We start from the raw sequence: 20882 nt of genomic DNA, 5'->3' as shown, positions 1-20882 counted from the left end.
GTATTGTTACCAAACAGTATTCAATGTCTTTTTGCCAAAGCTAATAAAACCTGATTTGTAAAATGAAAAACCTTTACCTAATTACCATTCTGATAATTACGAATACACTATCAATTTTTGCCCAGGAGAAAAAAGAAAAACCTGGTGAAAGAATGTCTTATGAATATGAATTTGTTAGAGACCCTAAAACAGGGATAGTTCCGAGAGATGAATTAGAGAATTCCAGAAAAATCATGTTAAAAATGATAAAAGCTATGAAGGCTCAAAGAGTTTCTGGTGCAATCCCAAATATTGAATGGAAAGAAAGAGGTCCAAATAATGTGGCAGGAAGAGTCAGAGCCTTATTGTTTGACCCAAATGATTCAAATAAACTTAAAGTTTGGGCTGGTGGAGTTTCGGGTGGACTGTGGTACAACAATGATATCACGTCTACTAATCCAGTTTGGAATAAAGTAGATGATTTTTGGGATAACATTGCGATTACTTGTATTGCATATGACAAGAGTAATCCGATGATCATGTATGTGGGAACAGGTGAAATAGGTTCGGGACAAGTAGGAAATGCTGGAGAAAGTGCCACTGGTGGCGGAGGTATCTGGAAAACAACCAATGGTGGAACTACATGGTCAAAACTTCCTTCAACCACACCCGATTATGGTGCCGGAGCTAGTGGAAACTCTGTATCATTTAGGATTATTAATAGAATTGAAACAAATTCTAATGGACACGTCTTTGCAGCCACAATGCAGGGTGTTTTAAGGTCAACAGATGGTGGTGCTTCATGGACAAACCTTGCTTCAGGAGACCTTCAATCAAATCATTTTGTTAATGATGTTGAAGTAGGATCAGATGATATCGTTTACATTGGAGTGGGCGGAGGAAACACCTATAGTGACGTGTATAAGTCATCAAACAGCAGTGTTGGTTCATGGGTCAAAATTACTCCAACCTACTCTGAAACAGCCACTCGTACTGAAATTGCCTTAGCTCCAAGTACTTCGGGGTCTTCACAAGTGTTATACGCTATTTCGATTAATGGAAATGGAACAGATTATTTTTCAAAATCATCTGATGCAGGTTTAAATTGGACAACTATTAATGAACCTAAACAAGGTACAGGAGCAGGGGCTGCTTCTTTCGTAGGACAACAAGGTTTTTATGATTTAATCTTAGGTGTTAAGGAAAATGACCCTAATGTTATATATGCCGGAGGAATTACCTCAGCCATTTCAATTGACGGTGGCACTTCCTGGAAAAATCAATTCGATTATAACTTTCATGAGAACAATTTCTTTGTTGATCAACACGGTTTTGCCAGAAGGCCTGGTTTTCCAAATGAAGCCATATTTAGCAATGATGGCGGAGTTTACTATTCAACCGATTGGGGAAATACTTCCGTAACAACTCCTACCTTTTCAAAAAAAGTAAATGGTTTAAACATTACTCAATTCTATTCTGTGGCCATCAAAGGTGCGTCTGGAGATGGGTACATTATGGGAGGAGCTCAAGATAATGGTAACCAGATAATCACGGGGCCTTATGCTACAATTGGAAATGCCTACGAGGTACAGGCTGGAGACGGGGGTTTAAACTTCATTGATCAGGATAATCCGGCAATTCAAATAGTTTCATACACTCATAATTCATATACGATGTATGAGAATGGAGATAAAACTAAACCTGTTCAATTTACTCCGAATGGTAGCAATAACGGAACGTTCATTAATGCAGCCGATTACGACTCACAGAACAATATATTGTATGCGAATAATACAGCGTCTTCTGACTCCGATGTTAAGATAATGGCATATACTATAGGAAATGACGCGAGTGGATACTTTACTAATAATGCTACACTTTCCTTTACAGGTGCAGGAAGGTTAGATGTTTCATTTATCCGATTAGGAAAAGTTGCAGGCACTATCTTTTTAGGTACAAAGAACGGTGATGTATTTAAGGCTACTGGCATAAACCCGGGGTCAACAAGCAGTTATTCATTAGTGAAAATAATGGATAAATCTACTTTTGGAGAGGGCTTTATATCTTCAATCTCGACAGAAGATAGCGATAACTTAATAGTAGTTACTAAAGGTAATTATAACATTAAGTCGGTTTATTTTACTACTGATGGTGGTTCGAATTGGATATCGAAAGATGAAACAGGCTATGGTTTGCCAAATATTCCTGTAAGGTATTCATTAATTAATCCCTCTGACACAAAACAGGTTTTGTTGGCCACCGAACTAGGGGTATGGTCTACAAGTGATATTACTGTTGCCAATCCTGAATGGTCAGCAACAAATGAAAAGTTGGCAAATGTTAGATGTGATATGCTTACGTACAGACCTTCTGATAATACAGTTGCTGTAGCAACCCACGGAAGGGGCTTTTTTACAGCTCAACTAAATCAATCAAATGGCTGCTCAAATACATTGGTACTCATAAACCCTTCAAATAACATTTCAAGCGGTACAGAAACCTTTAGAGCAGAAGAGACTATTACAGCCAGTAATATTGTTTCTGGAAACGCCAATGTAACCATGACTGCTGGAAAGTCAATTCTTCTAAAACCTAGTGATAACTCTGGAGGAAGCACTTTTGAAGCATCCAGCGGCACCGTTTTTCATGCCTATATAAGCGGTTGTCAGAATTAATATCCTAAGACTTTTACAATGAAAGCCATGACTGAAACGTTAGCCAAAATTTTGCAAAAAAAGAAGTACAAAAGTTCAGATATTATCTATTTGAAAGCAGATTATAACTACACATTTTTACAATTTAAGAACAACGATAGCTTTACTTCTTCTTATACCTTAAAGACATTTCAAAAAGCTCTTGAGGATAATGAGAACTTTAAAAGGATACATAGGTCTTGCGTGGTGAATATGTCATATGTAAGAAAGGTAAGTAATGACGAAACTCAGCTAATCCTAAGAAATGGTGAGAAGCTAAGTATAAGCCGGAGGCAAAAAAGGAGTATCCTGTCCAAATTAGAAGTTTAAAAATTAAGTTTTCAGGTTTAAAGGCTATTATATCTACACACTTTTTTAACCTACCTGATGAAGAGAAAAACATTTGATAATAAGTGTACTGCGATTATATTCGTTGTCCTACTTCAATTACTTTCGTTTAAGGTAATAGCAGCAAAGCTTGATTCATTAAGAACAGATAGTCTTAAGTTAATTAGCCTAAATGAATATGTAATTTCTTCAGAAAGGTGGCCGATTTTAAGATCAAATACGAGTAGTGATGTCTGTCAAATTTCATCTAATATTGTTAGAGAGTATAATCCACAGACAACAGCAGATTTATTAAGTGTTTCTGGAAAGGTTTTTATTCAAAAAAGCCAACAAGCAGGAGGAAGTCCAAGTATAAGAGGTTTCTCTTCAAATAGACTATTATATACGCTGGATGGAATAAGGCTTAATACAGCAATATTTAGAGGTGGAAATATTCAAAACGTAATTAATATTGATCCTTTTAGTCTTGCTAACACAGAGGTGGTTTTTGGGCCAGGTAGTGTAATTTACGGAAGTGATGCCATTGGTGGTGTTATGACCTTTCAATCGATTGATCCCACTTTTAGTACTTCAAAAAAAACTAATGTTTCCGGAAATATATTTGGTCGCTATTCTACAGCCAATTCAGAGAGAACTATTCATACAGATATAAGAATGGAAGGTGAAAAAGTAGCATTAATTAGCGGCTTTTCAAGATGGAATTTTGGGGATGTTATTCAAGGTAAATATGGACCCTCATCTTATTTAGATAATAGAAGTTTTGAATATTCAGGAAAAGAGAAATTGCAGCAACATTCTACCTCGTATAACCAAACTAATGCTTTTAATAAATTAAAATGGAAAGCTGCCGAAAACCTTGAGATTGTTTTTTCAAATCATTTTTCAAAGACTTCGGAATTTGGCAGGTATGATAAATTACAAGAATTAAAGGGTGACTTACCAAAGTATAGCAAATGGAACTATGGCCCTCAAGTGTGGCATTTGAATTATTTATCGGCTCTGATATCAAGAAAAACAGTATTCTTTGATGAGCTCAATGCGGTGATGTCACATCAAATCTTTAAAGAAAGCAGGATAACTCAGAAATGGCTTTCAAGTGAAAAAATAACGAGGAAAGAAAAGGTCAATGCTTTTGGTCTTAACCTTGATTTTAATAAAAACTTTCATGGACGATTATCGATAAACTATGGTTTAGAACTTATTTATAACCAGATCAAATCTTTTGGCGAAGTTGAGAACGAAAACAATAATAAGATAAAGAAAGAATCTTCACGTTATCCCACCTCTGACTGGAGAAACTACTCTTTTTATGTTTCAAATTCAATCGTCTTAAAATCTGAGGTCCGTGTGTTTTTTGGGGTACGATATTCAAGCTATTTTTTGAATTCTGACTTCACAGAAAACTTAGAGTTCTACAGGTTACCATTTAGAGAAGTTAACATCAATAATGGGGCTTTAAATTTAAGTCTAGGTTATGTTCAGAACGTGAATGAATGGCTTAGTTCCAAAGTAAATCTAACAACAGGTTATAGAGCTCCGAATGTAGATGACATAGGTAAAGTGTTTAGCTCATCTCCTGGAACGGTTACGGTTCCCAACGTTGATTTAAAAGCGGAATATGCATACAATATAGACCTTAATTTAGAGGCGAAATGGAACTCCAAAATTCAATGTTCAATATCAGCCTTTTATACTGTGTTAGATAATGCCATGCAAGTAAGACCATATGAATTAAACGGTAGTTCGATTATGACTTATGATCATGAGCGGCTCAAGGTTTTTGCCGTTCAAAACTCAGGAGTTACTAGAATATTTGGCATCGAGAATTCAATTATTTATAATTTCTTTAAATCTATATCTCTTAAGTCGGTACTTAATGTGCAGAATGGAACAGACACTAACTTATTTGAAGAAAGAATACCTTCGCGATATGTGGTTCCTCTTTTTGGTTTTTTGGAATTGAAATATTCTCTAGAGAGACTAAAGCTTTCTCTTCTAAATAGATTTCAAGGGGAAGTTTCAGCCGATAAATTACCACTTCTTGAGAAAGATAAGCCGCTATTGTATGCCGTTAACTCATACGGTGAGTCTTATTCACCTTCCTGGATGACAACTGATTTTAGAGTAAATCATGAAATTTCTGAGAAGTTTTCAACACAAATTGCGGTTGAAAACTTATTTGATAGGAGATATCGAACATATAGATCTGGAGTTTCTGCAGCAGGTAGAAACTATGTTTTTTCTATGAATTATAATTTTTGATACAGTATGGAGTTAACTTATTTCATTCTGCCCCTCAATAATCTCAATAAACCGCTTTAGTTCTTCCGGTCGGCCTTCGTCAGCTTCGGGGTAATTCATTGGTAAGGCTTCCAGGGCTTCTTTGATGGTTTGAGCTACCATGAGTCGCATGTTTTTCTTGTCGTCTGCCGGAATGATATGCCAGGGGCTTCGCTCGGTTGAGGTGGCGTTTATGAGGTCTTCATAAGCTTGCTGATAGTCGTTCCAGTAGCCACGTTCTTTAATGTCTCCTTCCTCAAACTTCCAGTTTTTTTCTGGTTCATTAATACGGGCAATAAGCCTTCTCCCCTGCTCTTCTTTTGAAACATTGAGGAAAAGTTTGACCACAACTATACCATTGTTTTGCAGGTAGTTTTCAAAGTTTACGATGTCCTCATATCGTTTATCCCAGACCTTTTCATCAATCAACTCTTTAGGTACATTCTGGTAGTTGTGAAGGATTTCATCATGCACTTTCACGACCAAAACTTCCTCATAATACGACCGATTGAAGACTTTGATATGTCCTCGTTCAGGGAGCTGTTTCATACACCTCCAGAGGTAGTCGTGGTCCAGCTCAATTGAACTTGGTTTTTTGAAAGAATAAAAGCTGGTGCCTAAAGGGTGTACTCTTTTAAAAACTTCACGCATGGTGCTGTCTTTGCCAGCGGCATCCATGGCCTGAAAAACCACGAGCATGCCCCATTTATTATGAGCATACATCATTTCCTGCAGGCTGTCTATGTCTTTTTGTAGCTCTTTTAGCTGTTTTTTGAAGTCTTTTTTGTCTTCATAAAAGAGAGGTAAAGTGGTTCGGGTTTCTTTTATTTTGAAGTTTCCGTTTCCGTTAAAAAAGTAGTCTGAGGCGTTTATTTTTGACATAAATCAATTATTAGATGTTTAATGGAAATGAATGGTAATAAGAATCATTATCCCCAATTGATACATTTGCCTTCGCCAGGCGGGCATTACTTTTTTTCGAAAAAAAGTAATCAAAAAACATTGTCAAAATAAACTTGTACAATCAATTTTTGACCCTTAGGTGTATTTTCGAAACTCTTTTTTATCAAAAAATTAATTGTACATCAAACAGCCCTTCGACAAGCTCAGGACAATTATTTTAACAATAAGGAAATCTCAATTCTAAAGAATGAAATCGCGTCGACAGCCAAACTAATTGGGTCACCTTTTGTGTTTCATTACTGAAGCAATTTAGGAAAAATAGAGATGAAGTCTGAGTCAAAAGAATATGCTGTAGCCACCCTTGCCGGAGGCTGTTTTTGGTGTACGGAGGCTGTTTTTCAGCAGTTGGTGGGTGTAGAAACGGTAGAAAGTGGATATATGGGAGGCCATACAGTAAATCCAAGCTATAAAGAGGTTTGTACGGGTCAGACGGGTCACGCGGAGGTCATCCACATTAGATATGACGCTGAGAAACTAAGTTTTGAGCAGTTATTGGAGGTGTTTTTTAAGACACATGACCCTACAACGTTAAACAGACAAGGAAATGATGTAGGTACTCAGTACCGTTCTGCTGTTTTCTACCATGATCAGCAGCAGAAGTTAATTGCCGAAGGTATTATCAAAGATCTTGACGCTTCAGGCTACTATCCTGATGCAATTGTTACCACCTTAGAACCCGCCACAGAATTTTATATTGCTGAAGATTATCATCAGAACTATTTCAACGAAAAAGGCGATGAGAACCCATATTGCTCCATGGTTGTAAGACCCAAAGTAGAGAAGTTCAAAAAGGTTTTTGCAGATAGGTTGAAATAACGATTACAGCTTCATAACCTTAACATAGTGGTTTCTATGGCCTACTTTGATATGTAAAATATGTAGGCCGGCACCACCTTTGAGCTCCATTGGCAAGAAATACGAGCCTGGTCTGTAGTTTTTCTTCTTCAATAACTCTCCCATTTCCCGACCCTTAAAGTCTACTTGCCTGATCTCAACATCTGACTCCACATATAGGATCATGCTGAGTATAAACTTACCATCTGGCGTAGGGTTAGGGAATGCCGTAAATTTATCTTGCTCAGTAACACTGTACGGGCTGTAAGGATTGTTAGGTGATTTCGGATCCTGGTTTATTTCAGGTACTACGGGCTCTGCAGGAAGTGTGGCGTCAGGTTTGGTGCTTTTCAGAAAACCAACTTGATCAATCAGAGCATATTTACCACCTAGTACTGATTCTGAAAGGAAGGAAGACGCCCCAAACCAGGTTCTCATGATCTCCTGATAGATAGATCTGAAGTCGTACCTGTAAGCCAGGTTTTCAGCATCAAAGAATGGAAGAAATGCAATATTGCTACCGAAAACTTCCGGTTTGACCTCATCACCAAAAGCAAACATCACATTAGCAGTGCCGTGATCTGTACCTGAGCTTGCGTTTTCATATGGTCGTCGGCCAAATTCAGAGACTGTAATTCCTACAACTTTTGAACTGTGCCCCAGCTTTTCTATATCTGACTGAAAAGACGATATAGCCGCACTCATTTGGTATAATAATCTACTATGAAAACCATCAAGAGCTCCTTGGCCGGCATGGGTATCAAAACCTCCCAAACTCACAGAGTATACTTTGGTTTTTAGCCCACCATCTATGAGTCTTGCAACAAGCTTCATCTGATTTGAAAGCCCATCATTCTGATAGTCTTCACTATTTTTTCCTTTGTCAAAAGCCTCTTTGACCGATTTTGAAAAGTGATTGATACGAACACCTACATCGTTGATATAATTGAATTCATCAGCAAAAAGACTTTGCTCTCCGAGCTCAATTTTCTCACTTTCTACAGATTTACCCTGATCAAAAAGCTCTTCGGGGTCTTCTAAGAGAATGGCACTTTCTTTATTTTCTCCTTGAAATAGTAGCAGTGGGCTCTCCCCTACGTGAATGCAATAAGGGCTTTCTGGTAGTTCTTTATTTTGGTATTGATCAAAGTACCTTCCCAGCCATCCAGTAGGTAGCTTTTGACCGTCATTATAAGGCACTATTCCCGAAAACCAGATGTCTGTTGATCTAAAATGGGAAAGGTTCGGGTTCTGATAACCCACCCCTTGAATGACGGAAAGTTTACCGTTTTTATACATTCCCAGCATACCCTCATTCACTCCATTTTTTAGCGATGGGTGCATGGCAATTCCTAGCTTAGGATCTGCAAAACCAATAGATGCTTCAGAAGGAATATGTAAGCGTGGTCTGAATCTATTATAATAATCTGGCCACTCGTGTGGAATGATGGTATTGATGCCGTCATTTCCTCCAAAAAGCTGGACTATTACCAGAATATTATCATTCTCTTCATCTACCTGATACAGGGAGTCGAAAGAAGAAAGGTTCATCTGCCCTACCTTCATCTGCCCCACGGCACCCAGCCCTACTGAAGTATTCTTTATAAACGATCTTCTATCCATCAGATTAAGTAAAATTCCGGCATTTTCATCATATCCTTCAGAGCTACTTTAACTCTGATTCCTGCATTTTCTCTGTTGGCGGCTATCTCAGGCCACTCGTAATAAGGGGCTCCACCGAGCAAGGCGTTTTCTACTTTTTTGAGGCGAGCCTCTGCAGGAATCCTTCCAAAAAAGAGCAGAGCCAAACTTTCTGTAAGACCATAAGAGTCCTCAAAACTGTCTAAGCTCGCTGCCCAATCACCTACATATTGGTCAGTTTTAGAGTTTAGAATGGCCGTGAAGCTATCAATAAAACCCGGCAGTGATTTCGTATTGACCCACGTTCTGTATCCTTTCCATCCGCTTACATCGGGCGGGTTTAGCAGTTCCTGACCATAGTCTTTGAGAGCCTTTCTTAATTCCTCATTTGAAATATCAAAGTGAGCCGTAAAACTAAGGAAGCTTTCTAAAGGCGATTTGATGGAAATTCCGTGATTATTGGCATCGAAGAAGTGTTGACTCGTCAAAAGTTTAACCAGAGCCTTTTTGGTGTCAAAGTTATTGTCTTTGAAAAAGGTCGCTAACTCTTTCACTGTCTCATTTTCGTCGGTATCGGGTTTATTATACACAAAAGCCCGATACATTTTCCCCATAATAAAACGGGAAACTTCTTCCCCTTTTTTGTCAAGGGTAACTTCCATTAATTTTTGAATGGAGTTTTTAAAGATATTGCTCTCCGTGAGTTCATAGTCTACCACAAACTCTGTATCAAAAACGGTTTTCGTATCAGTACTAAATTGATTTACCTGCAGATAAGGCTGATAAGCTTTGCCTTCTTCCACAAAGTGGGTTGCCTTCCATCCGGTGAGTACTTTGGCTGCTTCTCGTATATCTTCTTCAGTGTAGTGACCATCCCCTATTCCTACGGCATACAGCTCAAAAAGCTCACGAGCATAATTTTCGTTGGGAGCATCTTTGATGTTTTGACTGCCATTGAGGTATTGGAGCATGGCTCCATCAATAGTTATCTGTTCTAAAAATGATTTGAAATCCCCGAGGAATTGCCTTCTCAATAACTGATTTTGGCGATACATAAACTGAGCAGCTATGGGCTCATTTCCCTCATATTGCGTCGTAAAATGAGAATGCCACATAAAGGTCACCTTCTCTCCCAGACTTTTAGTGTCTTTACGCATGAGGTCTATCCACCACTCTATCAATTGCTCATTTTGAGCAAAGTGAGTGGTTAGGTTCTTATATCTTTCGTCTTGATATTGCTCAGCAGACAAAAGGTTCGGGTTCCTAAAGCTCTGATTGGTATCGAAAGGTGGTGCTGGTATTGTCCTGTTGGTAGCGTTATTGATAAGCATGTTCACCACCTCTCTCGCGGTTTTGCCGATCAACGAATTTGCAAAATCTACATCTATGGAATAGCAACAGCGTTTAAGAAGGTGGTACACCTCGGCTTTATTAAGGGCTGAGGTATATTCATCCAGGCTACCTACTGCCCGTAAGTGTTTACTGGTAAATAATTTATCAAAAAATGCTGACCTGGTAATAGATTTCTCTGCCACGGGCAAAAAGGACATTGTATTAGTCAAAAATACGTCAAATTAAATGCTTGAGCCTAAAGAGGTAATGATATTTTACCCATAAAAAACCGTTCCTCAGAGTTGTTTGGAGAGATAAATCCCTGACCAGCCAGAGTTTCGTTAGCTAGTGCGGCAAAAAGAACGGCTTCTTTAGCATCACCCGAAACACCGAGTACATTCATAATCTTAACGTGTACGTTTGGTAATTCTTGTTTGATTAGTTCCACCAAAAGCGGATTATGCATTCCACCCCCACTTAAATAAATTACGGTGTCGGGCTCAAGGTTTACAGATCTTTTGATCTCTTGAGTAAGGCTTTTAGCAGTGAAGTGGCAAAGTGTATGCAAGATATCTTCTTTAGAGATCTCCACCCCTGATTCCGCAATCGCCTTTTTGACATAGTCAAGATTAAAGAGTTCTGGTCCTGTAGTTTTGGGTACAGACTGAGTGAAATACTCATGCTCCAATAGGGTATCTAAAAGCTCTATAGAAAGCTGACCTCGCTTTGCAATGATTGCATTCTCATCAAATGCCTTGTCAAAGTGTTTCTGAGTAAAGGCGTCAATCAAAGTGTTGCCTGGCCCTGTATCCGTAGCAAAGACTTTTGAGAAGTCGCCAGTAGAAGGCAAAAAAGTAAAGTTGGCAATACCGCCGATATTGATCAAAACCCTGTTTTCTTGCTTTGAAGAAAACAGTAGGTAGTCACCGTATAAGGCAAGTGGGGCACCTTCGCCGCCTGCCGCACAGTGCTTTTGTCTGAAGTCTGACAGGGTGAGAATACCTGTCTCGTTTGCTAAATGGTCAGCATCCCCTATCTGTAAGGTTGAATCAGGGAAAAGCTCATTTTTATGAAGCCTTTTGGGCATGTGCATTACCGTCTGACCATGACTGGCAATCAGGTCAACATCATCTGACTTCATCCCCCATGTTTTAAGGCACCGGTTTACCATTTTACCATGCAATCGCCCGATCCAGGGGTTGAGCATACAAAGCTTCGGAAAGTCAATGTTTTGCTGTGCAAACACCGAACGAATTTCGCTTTTTGTTTGAGATTCAAATGGAATAGTAAGAAACTCTTTCAAAACCACAGTTGTCTGATCACCCGAACCAGTAAATTCACAAAGAGCTACATCTAAGCCATCTAGCGATGTTCCTGACATCAGGCCAATGATGGTTCTTTTCTCTTTTTGAGCAATTTGGTAAAGTTTCTCGATGGAAGGGTTCATTAGCTTTGAGTTTACAAAAGGCAGTAGGCAAAGTTACACTAATACTGCCCACTGAAAACTATTCTGAAGCCCACTTCATCCGATCATCTGGAGAGAATTTCCATGGAGCCATATTGGTTTCAAGGTTTTGGAACATCATATTCCAGCTTTGAGGAGCTTTTGATTCTTCCATCACATTATAACGGCGAAGCTGAAGGATAATATCCAGAGGGTTTATCAATACCGGGCAGGCTTCTACACAGGCATTGCAACTGGTACAGGCCAATAATTCTTCTTCTGTTATATAATCGCCATTCAGACTTTTCTCGTCTTTATGATCGTAGCCATTCGCCAGCCATCCTTTTTGAATATCCTCCAGCCGGTCTCTGGTGCTCATCATGATTTTACGAGGAGAAAGAGCTTTGCCGGTCATATTTGCAGGGCATTGAGACGTACAACGGCCACACTCAGTACAGCTGTAAGCGTCCATCAGGTTTTTCCAGCTCAGGTCCTCCACATCTTTTGCACCGAACCGACCAACTTCTTCTTCCTCTGCTCCGGGCTGCTCCAGTTCCATCATGATTTTAACTTCTTTGGTAACAGCAGGCATATTGTTCATTTGACCTCTAGGCTTTAAGTCAGCGAAGTACGTATTAGGGAAGGCCAGGGCAATGTGTAGGTGTTTAGAGTAGGTTACATACAATGCAAATGCCAAAATACCGACAATATGGAACCACCAGGCAGCTCTTTCTGCAATGAGTAAAAAAGTATCTGAGAAAGAACTCATGAAAGGAATCAGCCATTGGCTTATCAAAAAGCTACCGGTATCGGCGTCTGCAAAATGACCCACAGCCCTTTCTTGAAGAATGGCGTCAGCGGCGTTCATTTTCAAAAAGGCCATCATTAAAGCAATCTCAAATACCAAAATTATATTGGCATCCATTGCTGGCCAGCCATTCATTTCTTTCGATGAACTGGGGTGAAGTCGGTTAATTTTTAGAACATTCCTTCTGATGAGGAAAATCACACAGGCTAAAATTACCCCAAGGGCCAGAATTTCAAAGAAATTGATCACAATAGGGTAGAGGCTACCAAGAGGCTTTGCCAATACTCTGTGTGTACCAAAAAGGCCATCAATGATAATCTCAAGTATTTCAAGATTTATGAGTACAAAACCCGCATATACCAGAAAGTGTAAAATACCCACTACTGGTCTGTCAAACATCTTTTTCTGACCGAAAGCGACCCTAAGCATCGTTTTGAGTCGGATGCCAGGATGGTCTGTTCTGTCGTCAGCTTTACCGAGTTGAATCGTCTTTTTGATTAGGATAACGCGTCTGGCAATGAAATAAACGGCTGCTGCAAAAACCAGAAGAAACAAGATTTGCTGTATGTATTCCATAATAGGGTATTCAATTCATAGTCAAAAATAGTATGCAAGCATACTATACAAATGTCATAAAAAGGTTTGAAAAAAGAAAGCGTGGAGGTGTCACAAATATTTTTAGAGAGAAAACTCAAAAATGTTTGTACGGAATGGCATTTTATCTATTTTTGCACTCCCAAAATATGGGAATGGTGGTGTAATCACAATGGTGATGTAGCTCAGTTGGTAGAGCAAAGGACTGAAAATCCTTGTGTCGGCGGTTCGATTCCGTCCATCACCACCAGATAAAGGTCAGCTGAGAAGCTGGCCTTTTTTGTTTTAGATTCTATCTATCTCTCAGCTTCCTTCCTTGCTTTTCTCATTCAAGTTCAAACTAGTGCCATATAGCCAACAGATGGGGAAAAATGGTTAACAAAACCACCTCTTAATTCTCTGAAATTTGTATCAACAAAAAAGATAAGGGAAAAATGGCAACAGAGATTAAGATTAAAAACATACCTGAAGGATACCAATCCTTCATCAGCAATGGCAGACATGCGTTGGTAGGTGATGAGCCGGTAAAGTCCAAAGGAACAGATCTGGGCTTTTCTCCAACCGAGCTGGTATTGGCAGGCATTTCAATGTGTAAAGTCGCTACCATTAGAAATGTGGCACGCCGAAATGGTTGGGAGATAGGCGATGTGGATGCAGAGCTGAGCCAGCAGGTGAAGAGAAACCAGGATGGAAGCTTTAAAACCACAATTAGTTCTGCGATTAAAATTGAAGGTGACATCAGCGAAGATCAGAAAGGAGAATTGATCAGAGAGGCAGACAATTGTTATGTAACACGCCTGGTACGTGGTGAATGGGAAATTGAAGAATCAAAAGAACTTTAAACAATAGAATTATGAAAAGTATAAACAGTAAAACAGAGTTTGAGAATGTTCTGAATGGTGATCTACCAGTAGTCATCGACTTCTACGCCGATTGGTGTGGACCATGTCAGTCGCTGATGCCTACCGTAGAGAAGCTGTCTGAGGATTTCGCAGGTAAGGTAGAAATCCAAAAAGTCAATATTGACAAAAACAGTGATATCGCTGCTCAGTTTGGTATCAGAAGTATTCCCTCTCTATTCTTTATAAAAAATGAGGAGGTAAAAAACAGGGTCACTGGCCTTATTAGCGAATCTATATTGAGAGAAAAAATCAATGATTTAGTTTTGGCGGCTTAGACCAATACATCAATCTATTTTAAGGGCACCCGAAAGAAATTTTGGGTGCTTTTTTTAAGTGAGTTTTTCAGAATTAATGGCCCAATTGAAGCTCAATGCTCCAAACAGGCCTTTTTTTCGTCAGGCAAATATTTTCTGAAGAATCAGCTCCTGAATCTGAGTAGGATCTATCGATAACGCTTTTTCTTCTTTTGAAATGAGAACGGGCTTGTCTTGTTTGTCAATATTTACCCGTCCATGCGAACCTTTCACCAGAGAGGCATCTAGCGGAATCACATCCATTAACGTACGGAAACCCAGTTTTTTCTTCAGAAGCTTAAAGGCTAGACGAGGGAAAATGAATTTCTTTTTCGGGTCAAAGAACATTTCCACGGGGTCATACCCGGGCTTTTTATGAATATCCACCACACGGGCAAAATCCGGTGCCTTTTGGTCGTCAAGCCAGTAATAATAGGTAAACCAATTATTTTCTGCTGCTATTACCACTAAATCGCCCGCTCTTTCATGCTGAATATGGTATTTTTTCTTTCCTTCGTCATCCAATACCAGCTCTACACCTGGTGTGTCTTCTAGTATTTTTTTGACTTGTTCTTTTTGTGATAGGTCATTTATGTACACATGTGCTACTTGATGATCTGCCACCGCAAAGGCTTTTGACTCGCCGGCATCCAGCAGTTCCAGTCCGTTTTCTTCACGAATCTGAATCAGCCCGTTTTCTCTCAGGCGGCGGTTGAGGTGCACCGGCTGTGTAGCTTTTGAAATACCATATTCAGATAAAACCATGACTTCCATACCACGTTTCTCTAGTGTAGAAATCAGGTCTTTGCAGAGCTCATCTATTTCCTGCAAGTCTTTGGCCACATTTGGGTTTGCCTGCTCAAACTTCTGCAGCACATAATCCAGATGGGGCAGGTAAACCAGAAGTAAGGTAGGGCTGTATTTCTCTTCTACCACTTTTGAGGCTTCTGCTATCCATTTGCTGGATTTGATAGTGGTACGCGGCCCCCAGAAGTCAAACAAAGGGAAAGTGCCTAACTGCTGCTGCAGCTCATCACGCAGTTCGGCCGGTTTAGCGTAGCAGTCGGGTTTTTTCTGACCATCGGCCCGGTATTGGGGGCGTGGGGTAACGGTATAATCAGCGGTAGAATACATATTAAACCACCAGAACATATTGGCCACGGTAAAATCCGGGTTCTTTTTCCTGGCGATATCCCAGACGTTTTCTGCTTGTACCAGCTTGTTGGATTGTTTCCATAGAGAGACCTCCTGAGTGTCTTTAAAAAACCAGCCATTTCCTACAATTCCGTGCTCAGAAGGCCATTTTCCGGTAAGGTAGGTAGTTTGGGCTGAGCAAGTGACAGCAGGGAGCACAGGCTGAATCTGGCTGAGATGTTTATCTTTTAACCATTGGCTCAAAAAGGGCGTATGTTCCCCGATCAACTTTTCTGAAAGCCCTACGATATCAATAACGGCCAGTCTGTTCATAATCTATCTAAAGTATCAATGACCCACTGCAGTTCACGGCATACAGAGCTTACAATGTCCGTTTGCATTTCCTGTGGCAGCACACCCCAGGTATAAGTTTCTACCTCAAGATGCGGGGTGAATGGTTCATTTTTCCAATGTTTCAGGGTTTCTACAATGGCTTTTTGGGTAGAGACCAATGTTTTATAGTTTTCAAGAAAGATGGGTACATGGAAGTGAGTCCGCATTTCAGCAGGTTTGTTAGCTTCAAAAACGGCCAATGCAGGCCCTAAATCTTTATAGCGAGTCAATCCACCATTTTCATCTTTGCAAACGGCCTGATGCAGATAAACAGGCTCGTCAAATGTTTCCAACTCCTGGCGAATCAGTTTGAAATCTGAGGAGGAGTTCAGCGGACCGGTTCCCAATGCCGCACTGATTTGAATTCGGCCTACCTTTATTTTATGCTCTTTCAAGTTTTGAAGAGCCTCATCGATATTTTCAAAGCCAACGGCAAAATGACAGACATCAAAACAGATCTGGATATGCTCACGAACCACCGCCTCTGCTTCTGAAGCAGAAAGTCCTGTTTCTTTTGAAATTCTTTCAATAGCAGTTGGCAGAATGAATTCGTTATAATATTGAATAAACTCTTCACCTGTTTCCAAAATACCGTCTGGCTCGGGTTCCATATCTAAATGCAAACTTTTGCCAGACTCCTGTTTTAACTGATGTAGAAAAAGGGCCAGGTCTGCTATTTGTTCAGCACCTTTAGCTTTGGCATCGGTCAATGAGTTTTCATTTTCAAACCAATGACGATACGAAACCGGCGAGGTGGAAACTCCACCATCCATTCCTTCCGGAAGCAAAGTATTCAGAATGGTGAAAAGGCGTTTGGAGTAAGCCAGACGTTCTTCACTAAGCCAGTCTGGGCTATGCACGTGGTCTTTGACCCTTTGAGAATGAAAATTGCCGTAGGGGAAACCATTAATGGTAAACACATAGAGGTTGTTCTCCTCCAGCCAGTTTTTAAAATCAGCAAGTTCTGTACCTTCCAATAGACCTTTTGAGGCCTCACCAGATATTCTTAGACCTACCCCGAAATGTTCTGTCCCCATTTTCTCTCTCACCTCCGTGGTGTAAGTTTCCAGGTTTGCCAGGGTGTCTTTCCAGGTCTCGCCAGGGTGAATATTAGAACAGTAGGTCAGATGAGCCTTATGCTTCTGCAGGAACATGATTTCGTGTTGTTTTTTTGAGGTTTAGGGCCGCTTGATTTAGCAGGTCTGTGTCCATCTGGTGAACGTCAATTTTGGTTCCGATTTCCGGCACCATGGTAATGGTAAGCTCCCCACCTAAATGCTCGCGGAATTCCTCCAGACCTTTGATTAGCTCAGGGTTAATAGCCGATTGAGCTTCATTTAATAAGACAGGGTGAAAAGTATCAAAGCCTAGCAGTTGCAGCACCTTCACTACACGTTCACAGCTTTCAAAAGGCATTATTTCTGCAAGGCCACCGTAATAAATATCAAAAGCGATACCGATGGCTACGGCTTCTCCGTGTTTGATTTCAAATTGCGTAAGCTGCTCCATTTTATGAGCGGCCCAGTGACCGAAGTCGAGCGGCCTTGAGGAGCCGGATTCAAAAGGGTCATTGTTTCCAACAATATGATCTGCATGCAGGCGTGCACATTCAAAAACCAGCACTTTCATGGCTTCCAGATCTCTTTGAGCCAGCTTTAAGGCATTTTCTTCCAGCCAATTGAAAAAGGCTTTGTCTTTTATAAGAGCCACTTTCACGGCTTCAGACATGCCAGATCGCCAGTCTCGGTCTGTGAGTGTAGTCAGAAAATGAAAATCATTGATTACCAAAACCGGCGGAGTGAACGCTCCCAAGAAGTTCTTTTTACCAAAGAAGTTGATGCCGTTTTTCACCCCTACGCCTGAGTCGTTTTGAGAAAGAACGGTGGTTGGGATTCTGATATGTCTAATACCTCTGTGACCGATAGCTGCCGCAAAACCCACCATATCTAAAACAGCACCACCACCGATTCCAATAAGATAGGAGTGACGATCTATTTTTCCCTGATCGATAACATCAAGAACTTCTTTGAAGGTATCGAGGTTGTTTTTGGCTTCTTCACCACCAGTAATAACTACGGGCTCATGAGAAAGTGAAACCCCGGGAATTGCCTTGAAATAGTCGTCGATTTTAGAAATCAGGTTTGGGTGGTTTTGTGCCACATTCTGATCAATGATCACCCCCACTTTCACCTGACTGGGCCCTTTCTCTCCGGCTATGAAATCTGAGAGAAGCGTATTTTCAGGCTCAAATACCCCTTCCGTAAATTCGATGGAGTATTCAAAAGGAACCTCAAAACGTTGTTTAATATTCATGAGTCAACAAATTCAAATTTATGTGACGGCAAACCTTTTGGCGAGCCAAAGAGAAACCGGCAGCAGACATAGAACAGCAAGAGCATGGTACCATGTTCCGAAGATTGCCGTATAGGCTGCATTTAAAGGGATAAGAGATATAACACCCGTCTTTACTGCCTTTTTGATGTTTTCAGGGATATTATTTCTGATTGCTTTTGATTTGGCCCGAAGGTTTAAAAAGTACCAAAATGCTACAAAAGGCAGGCTATACCACAAATACTTAAAATTAAGGTGAGATAACACCACCAATAGAATAAAAATAAGGCTGTCTATAGTAAGGGCAAAGCCTAATGACTTCTTATTACTTCCATGAACTTCTCCCTGACTGGTCAATGTGATAGCCGCGATAAAGAAAACCGGAATAAGACCGATGGAAAGCTCTAAGTTGGACAGTTCAGACCAAAGAAGGCTCATGCCTAATAGCAAATTGAGCCCCCGACAAATTCCCATGGTCAATGGTCCGAAAAAGCTACTGTGTTTGGCCCATTTATCATAGAGTATCACAAACAGAGCAATGGCCAGAGCAATCCAGAAGGAATTTATGCCAGCCATCAGGGCACTGAGAACTCCAAGAACTAAAAGTCCGCCACCGAAAATTGCACCTGCTTTGAGACTAACCTTTCCAGATGGAATCGGTCGCTCTGGACGTTCTACGGCATCCAGTGGTGCATCGAATACGTCATTCAATACTACTCCCCCTCCGTATAACCCGATGGTAGAAAGAAAAAGGAAAATGGCATTTTGCCAGTTTTGAATGTCGGCTGTTAAAAACCCGGAAATAGCGAGACCTGCGGCAATATCTGCAAGTGCAGTAACCACATTGGCCGGTCTCAACAGCTGAAGAAAACTAAAGAGTTTACCCATTTTAGTTTTCTATAATGTCAGATGAGCTGCCCTTTTTGGGATCTTGCCCACGTAATACACTGTTGCCACCATAAAGCACCGACTGGTCATACGAAACTCCGCTGTCCCAATCAGACTCTTTCATATTGCCACTTTGACTGTATGCGGTAAGGGCATTTTTGTAAGTAGTTAGGTGAACGTCTTCCTTGCTGATCCCATTCTCCAGCATAAGTTTGGCGGTCTTTGGTACTGCCAGAGGATCACTCACGCCCCAGTCAGCCGAGCTATCGACGATAATTCTTTCTGAGCCATAGGTTTTTACCACTTCCACCATTCTTTCACTGCCCATTTTGGTACGAGGATAAATGGTAAAAGCAGCCCAGTAGCCACGATCCAGAACTTCCTTAGCGGTTTCTTCATTATTATGGTCAATCACCACCATTTTAGGGTCCATGCCATGTTCTTCCAGCACATCCATGCTTTTCAGAGTTCCTTTCTTTTTATCACGGTGAGGGGTATGAATCATGATGGGCAGCCCCACTTCTTTAGCCAGCTCTATCTGAGCCCTGAAGAAACGATCTTCGGCTTCTGTCTGGTCATCATAACCGATTTCACCGATGGCCACTACGTTATCTTTAAGGGCATAAAGCGGCAGCAGCTCCATTACTTTTTCGGCAAGGGGCACATTATTGGCCTCTTTAGAGTTCAGGCCAATGGTGCAGTAGTGCTTAATTCCAAACTGCGATGAGCGGAAAGGCTCCCAACCCACGATACTGCTGTAATAATCTTTGAAAGAGCCAACTTCTGTACGGGGCTGGCCCAGCCAGAAGGCAGGTTCTATCAGTGCTACTATTCCTGCTTTACTCATGGCCTCGTAATCGTCTGTAGTACGTGAGGTCATGTGTACATGAGGATCTATAAACTTCATATGCTTGTTTTTTTATTCTTCTTAATTCGCTTGAGCCACTTCCAGTAAAACACCTATTTCTGTCCAGCTTTGCGTTGGTTTCAAGCTGGTATTTTCCTTGCACCATTGCTTCGCAGCTGAATGTTCAGAAGCAAACAGGGCTTTTCTTACGGCCATTTGATCCAGTTCAGATCCACTATCAGATAAGCTTATCATGTCAGTTATCAGATGATCATTCTCAAAACCTAGTACGGCTCTCCATAATTCCGGATGAACATTTCGACCAGCAGACCATCTTTCGTGCACAAAATCATGTAGGGTGTCTGTTAGTTTTTGATTACGATTCTGATCCAGTCCCTGAATTTTAAACAATGGTCTTTCCATAAAAATGGCTTTCAATACCATTTGATTCCATGCGTCCTGATGAAAGAATCGAACGGGAAAAGACTGATACCTTGAAATGGCATCAAATACATCGACCATATTGGTTCTTAATCCATCAATCATTTCCAGTTTGAAGTCTTCGGCATTACCGAGATACTGAATGGACTTGAAAATGGTTACCAGCTCTTTCCGGTCGGCTGAGCCGATCATCGTAGAAATCAGTTCGTGATTACTTTCTGGTGCTGTAGATAACAGCAAAAGAAGGCGACAGTATTCATCCAGTGTAAAAGGCTCTGATTCGAAATCCGGGTTGATCTCCTTAAACAGACTTTGTGTTTCTGGTTTGAGGTCTACCTGTGCAGCAGGTATTTTTCTGCCGATAAGGCCAAAGGTCAGGTAAAACGACGAAGGAGTAAGATTCTCCTCTAGTTTTGAAGCAAGCCATTTTCCTGAATTTTCATCCAGAAAGTCAAGGCAGTTTTCTTCTAGCTTTTTAAAAATAGGGTTCGGTAGGTTCATAGGTCATTGGACTGGTGTCAATGAATAATACGGGATGTTTTTCCTGACAACAGAACAACACAAAAATAGCACTTATTTACCGTGCAAAAGTGTCAAACAGGTTGAAAATATGCTTAAAAGTAGATTATTGAAGGGTTTTGGTCGAAGGATGGAATGGATACAAATCTTGAAGAGCTGAAATATTAGCTGATTAATTTAATCACTTTGACTGCTCTTATTAACACAAATCAAGGTTT

At 40.6% G+C, this 20882-nt stretch carries 17 protein-coding genes and 1 tRNA gene; 7 read left to right on the top strand and 11 right to left on the bottom strand.

Annotation, left to right across the window (positions count from 1 at the left end; genetic code table 11):
• Positions 1 to 62: 62 nt before the first annotated feature.
• The 3 genes from ACUXV0_RS12165 to ACUXV0_RS12155 are packed head-to-tail and all read left to right on the top strand — an operon-like array spanning position 63 to position 5282.
• Positions 63 to 2654 carry a WD40/YVTN/BNR-like repeat-containing protein gene (locus tag ACUXV0_RS12165; protein WP_446189830.1) on the top strand — a complete coding sequence of 864 codons (2592 nt, stop codon included), beginning with the start codon at positions 63 to 65 and terminating at the stop codon, positions 2652 to 2654.
• An 18-nt stretch (positions 2655 to 2672) separates the two neighbouring features.
• Positions 2673 to 3002, top strand: coding sequence for a LytR/AlgR family response regulator transcription factor (locus ACUXV0_RS12160; RefSeq protein WP_446189829.1), 330 nt, complete (start codon positions 2673 to 2675; stop codon positions 3000 to 3002).
• A gap of 57 nt (positions 3003 to 3059) precedes the next feature.
• Positions 3060 to 5282 carry a TonB-dependent receptor plug domain-containing protein gene (locus ACUXV0_RS12155; protein ID WP_446189828.1) on the top strand — a complete coding sequence of 741 codons (2223 nt, stop codon included), beginning with the start codon at positions 3060 to 3062 and terminating at the stop codon, positions 5280 to 5282.
• 12 nt (positions 5283 to 5294) lie between these two features.
• On the opposite strand, the gene ACUXV0_RS12150 is transcribed toward ACUXV0_RS12155, so the two are convergent.
• Positions 5295 to 6182 (bottom strand): PPK2 family polyphosphate kinase, encoded by an 888-nt coding sequence (locus ACUXV0_RS12150; protein ID WP_446189827.1) that lies wholly within the window; start codon positions 6180 to 6182, stop codon positions 5295 to 5297.
• A gap of 345 nt (positions 6183 to 6527) precedes the next feature.
• Between ACUXV0_RS12150 and msrA the strand changes: the two genes are divergently transcribed.
• Positions 6528 to 7079 (top strand): peptide-methionine (S)-S-oxide reductase MsrA, encoded by a 552-nt coding sequence (msrA, locus tag ACUXV0_RS12145; RefSeq protein ID WP_446189826.1) that lies wholly within the window; start codon positions 6528 to 6530, stop codon positions 7077 to 7079.
• A 3-nt stretch (positions 7080 to 7082) separates the two neighbouring features.
• Here msrA and ACUXV0_RS12140 read toward each other — a convergent pair whose 3' ends face one another.
• Genes ACUXV0_RS12140 through ACUXV0_RS12125 form a run of 4 tightly spaced genes read right to left on the bottom strand, consistent with a single transcriptional unit; the run spans position 7083 to position 12898 of the window.
• Positions 7083 to 8720 carry a DUF1501 domain-containing protein gene (locus ACUXV0_RS12140; protein WP_446189825.1) on the bottom strand — a complete coding sequence of 546 codons (1638 nt, stop codon included), beginning with the start codon at positions 8718 to 8720 and terminating at the stop codon, positions 7083 to 7085.
• Entirely contained in the window at positions 8720 to 10288 is a 1569-nt protein-coding gene (locus tag ACUXV0_RS12135; RefSeq protein ID WP_446189824.1) for a DUF1800 family protein, read from the bottom strand. The genes ACUXV0_RS12140 and ACUXV0_RS12135 overlap by 1 nt, the downstream gene beginning before the upstream one ends.
• Before the next feature lie 38 nt (positions 10289 to 10326).
• Positions 10327 to 11517 (bottom strand): anhydro-N-acetylmuramic acid kinase, encoded by a 1191-nt coding sequence (locus ACUXV0_RS12130; RefSeq protein ID WP_446189823.1) that lies wholly within the window; start codon positions 11515 to 11517, stop codon positions 10327 to 10329.
• A 58-nt stretch (positions 11518 to 11575) separates the two neighbouring features.
• On the bottom strand, positions 11576 to 12898 hold the full coding sequence (locus tag ACUXV0_RS12125; RefSeq protein ID WP_446189822.1) for a 4Fe-4S dicluster domain-containing protein: 1323 nt from the start codon (positions 12896 to 12898) through the stop codon (positions 11576 to 11578).
• A 192-nt stretch (positions 12899 to 13090) separates the two neighbouring features.
• On the opposite strand from ACUXV0_RS12125, the gene ACUXV0_RS12120 reads away from it, so the two are divergent.
• The 3 genes from ACUXV0_RS12120 (at position 13091) to trxA (ending at position 14093) form a co-directional block, all read left to right on the top strand.
• Positions 13091 to 13166, top strand: a tRNA-Phe gene (locus ACUXV0_RS12120).
• A gap of 184 nt (positions 13167 to 13350) precedes the next feature.
• Positions 13351 to 13758 (top strand): OsmC family protein, encoded by a 408-nt coding sequence (locus ACUXV0_RS12115; protein ID WP_446189821.1) that lies wholly within the window; start codon positions 13351 to 13353, stop codon positions 13756 to 13758.
• 11 nt (positions 13759 to 13769) lie between these two features.
• Positions 13770 to 14093, top strand: coding sequence for a thioredoxin (gene trxA, locus ACUXV0_RS12110; RefSeq protein WP_446189820.1), 324 nt, complete (start codon positions 13770 to 13772; stop codon positions 14091 to 14093).
• Between the two features lie 120 nt (positions 14094 to 14213).
• Here trxA and ACUXV0_RS12105 read toward each other — a convergent pair whose 3' ends face one another.
• The 6 genes from ACUXV0_RS12105 to ACUXV0_RS12080 are packed head-to-tail and all read right to left on the bottom strand — an operon-like array spanning position 14214 to position 20646.
• Positions 14214 to 15578 carry an alkaline phosphatase family protein gene (locus tag ACUXV0_RS12105; protein WP_446189819.1) on the bottom strand — a complete coding sequence of 455 codons (1365 nt, stop codon included), beginning with the start codon at positions 15576 to 15578 and terminating at the stop codon, positions 14214 to 14216.
• The gene (gene eboE / locus ACUXV0_RS12100) at positions 15575 to 16792 is read right to left on the bottom strand and encodes a metabolite traffic protein EboE (RefSeq protein ID WP_446189818.1); all 1218 of its coding nucleotides are present in this window, start codon (positions 16790 to 16792) and stop codon (positions 15575 to 15577) included. The genes ACUXV0_RS12105 and eboE overlap by 4 nt, the downstream gene beginning before the upstream one ends.
• Positions 16773 to 17951: a 3-dehydroquinate synthase gene (locus ACUXV0_RS12095; RefSeq protein ID WP_446189817.1), complete on the bottom strand. Its 1179-nt coding sequence runs from the start codon at positions 17949 to 17951 to the stop codon at positions 16773 to 16775. The genes eboE and ACUXV0_RS12095 overlap by 20 nt, the downstream gene beginning before the upstream one ends.
• Before the next feature lie 18 nt (positions 17952 to 17969).
• Entirely contained in the window at positions 17970 to 18857 is an 888-nt protein-coding gene (gene eboC / locus ACUXV0_RS12090; RefSeq protein WP_446189816.1) for a UbiA-like protein EboC, read from the bottom strand.
• Position 18858: 1 nt separating this feature from the next.
• Positions 18859 to 19764: a TatD family hydrolase gene (locus tag ACUXV0_RS12085; RefSeq protein WP_446189815.1), complete on the bottom strand. Its 906-nt coding sequence runs from the start codon at positions 19762 to 19764 to the stop codon at positions 18859 to 18861.
• A 21-nt stretch (positions 19765 to 19785) separates the two neighbouring features.
• Positions 19786 to 20646: an EboA domain-containing protein gene (locus ACUXV0_RS12080; protein ID WP_446189814.1), complete on the bottom strand. Its 861-nt coding sequence runs from the start codon at positions 20644 to 20646 to the stop codon at positions 19786 to 19788.
• Positions 20647 to 20882: the final 236 nt, after the last annotated feature.

Source organism: Jiulongibacter sp. NS-SX5 (assembly GCF_052828545.1).
Note: the sequence above shows the minus strand (reverse complement) of the source record. Positions and strands in the feature narration are given on the sequence as shown.

What these genes read in the sequence shown, in the direction of transcription:
- ACUXV0_RS12165 (WP_446189830.1), top strand. Translation starts at nt 63, where the DNA reads ATGAAAAACCTTTACCTAATTACCATTCTGATAATTACGAATACACTA.
- ACUXV0_RS12160 (WP_446189829.1), top strand. Translation starts at nt 2,673, where the DNA reads ATGAAAGCCATGACTGAAACGTTAGCCAAAATTTTGCAAAAAAAGAAG.
- ACUXV0_RS12155 (WP_446189828.1), top strand. Translation starts at nt 3,060, where the DNA reads ATGAAGAGAAAAACATTTGATAATAAGTGTACTGCGATTATATTCGTT.
- ACUXV0_RS12150 (WP_446189827.1), bottom strand. Translation starts at nt 6,182, where the DNA reads ATGTCAAAAATAAACGCCTCAGACTACTTTTTTAACGGAAACGGAAAC.
- msrA (WP_446189826.1), top strand. Translation starts at nt 6,528, where the DNA reads ATGAAGTCTGAGTCAAAAGAATATGCTGTAGCCACCCTTGCCGGAGGC.
- ACUXV0_RS12140 (WP_446189825.1), bottom strand. Translation starts at nt 8,720, where the DNA reads ATGGATAGAAGATCGTTTATAAAGAATACTTCAGTAGGGCTGGGTGCC.
- ACUXV0_RS12135 (WP_446189824.1), bottom strand. Translation starts at nt 10,288, where the DNA reads ATGTCCTTTTTGCCCGTGGCAGAGAAATCTATTACCAGGTCAGCATTT.
- ACUXV0_RS12130 (WP_446189823.1), bottom strand. Translation starts at nt 11,517, where the DNA reads ATGAACCCTTCCATCGAGAAACTTTACCAAATTGCTCAAAAAGAGAAA.
- ACUXV0_RS12125 (WP_446189822.1), bottom strand. Translation starts at nt 12,898, where the DNA reads ATGGAATACATACAGCAAATCTTGTTTCTTCTGGTTTTTGCAGCAGCC.
- ACUXV0_RS12115 (WP_446189821.1), top strand. Translation starts at nt 13,351, where the DNA reads ATGGCAACAGAGATTAAGATTAAAAACATACCTGAAGGATACCAATCC.
- trxA (WP_446189820.1), top strand. Translation starts at nt 13,770, where the DNA reads ATGAAAAGTATAAACAGTAAAACAGAGTTTGAGAATGTTCTGAATGGT.
- ACUXV0_RS12105 (WP_446189819.1), bottom strand. Translation starts at nt 15,578, where the DNA reads ATGAACAGACTGGCCGTTATTGATATCGTAGGGCTTTCAGAAAAGTTG.
- eboE (WP_446189818.1), bottom strand. Translation starts at nt 16,792, where the DNA reads ATGTTCCTGCAGAAGCATAAGGCTCATCTGACCTACTGTTCTAATATT.
- ACUXV0_RS12095 (WP_446189817.1), bottom strand. Translation starts at nt 17,951, where the DNA reads ATGAATATTAAACAACGTTTTGAGGTTCCTTTTGAATACTCCATCGAA.
- eboC (WP_446189816.1), bottom strand. Translation starts at nt 18,857, where the DNA reads ATGGGTAAACTCTTTAGTTTTCTTCAGCTGTTGAGACCGGCCAATGTG.
- ACUXV0_RS12085 (WP_446189815.1), bottom strand. Translation starts at nt 19,764, where the DNA reads ATGAAGTTTATAGATCCTCATGTACACATGACCTCACGTACTACAGAC.
- ACUXV0_RS12080 (WP_446189814.1), bottom strand. Translation starts at nt 20,646, where the DNA reads ATGAACCTACCGAACCCTATTTTTAAAAAGCTAGAAGAAAACTGCCTT.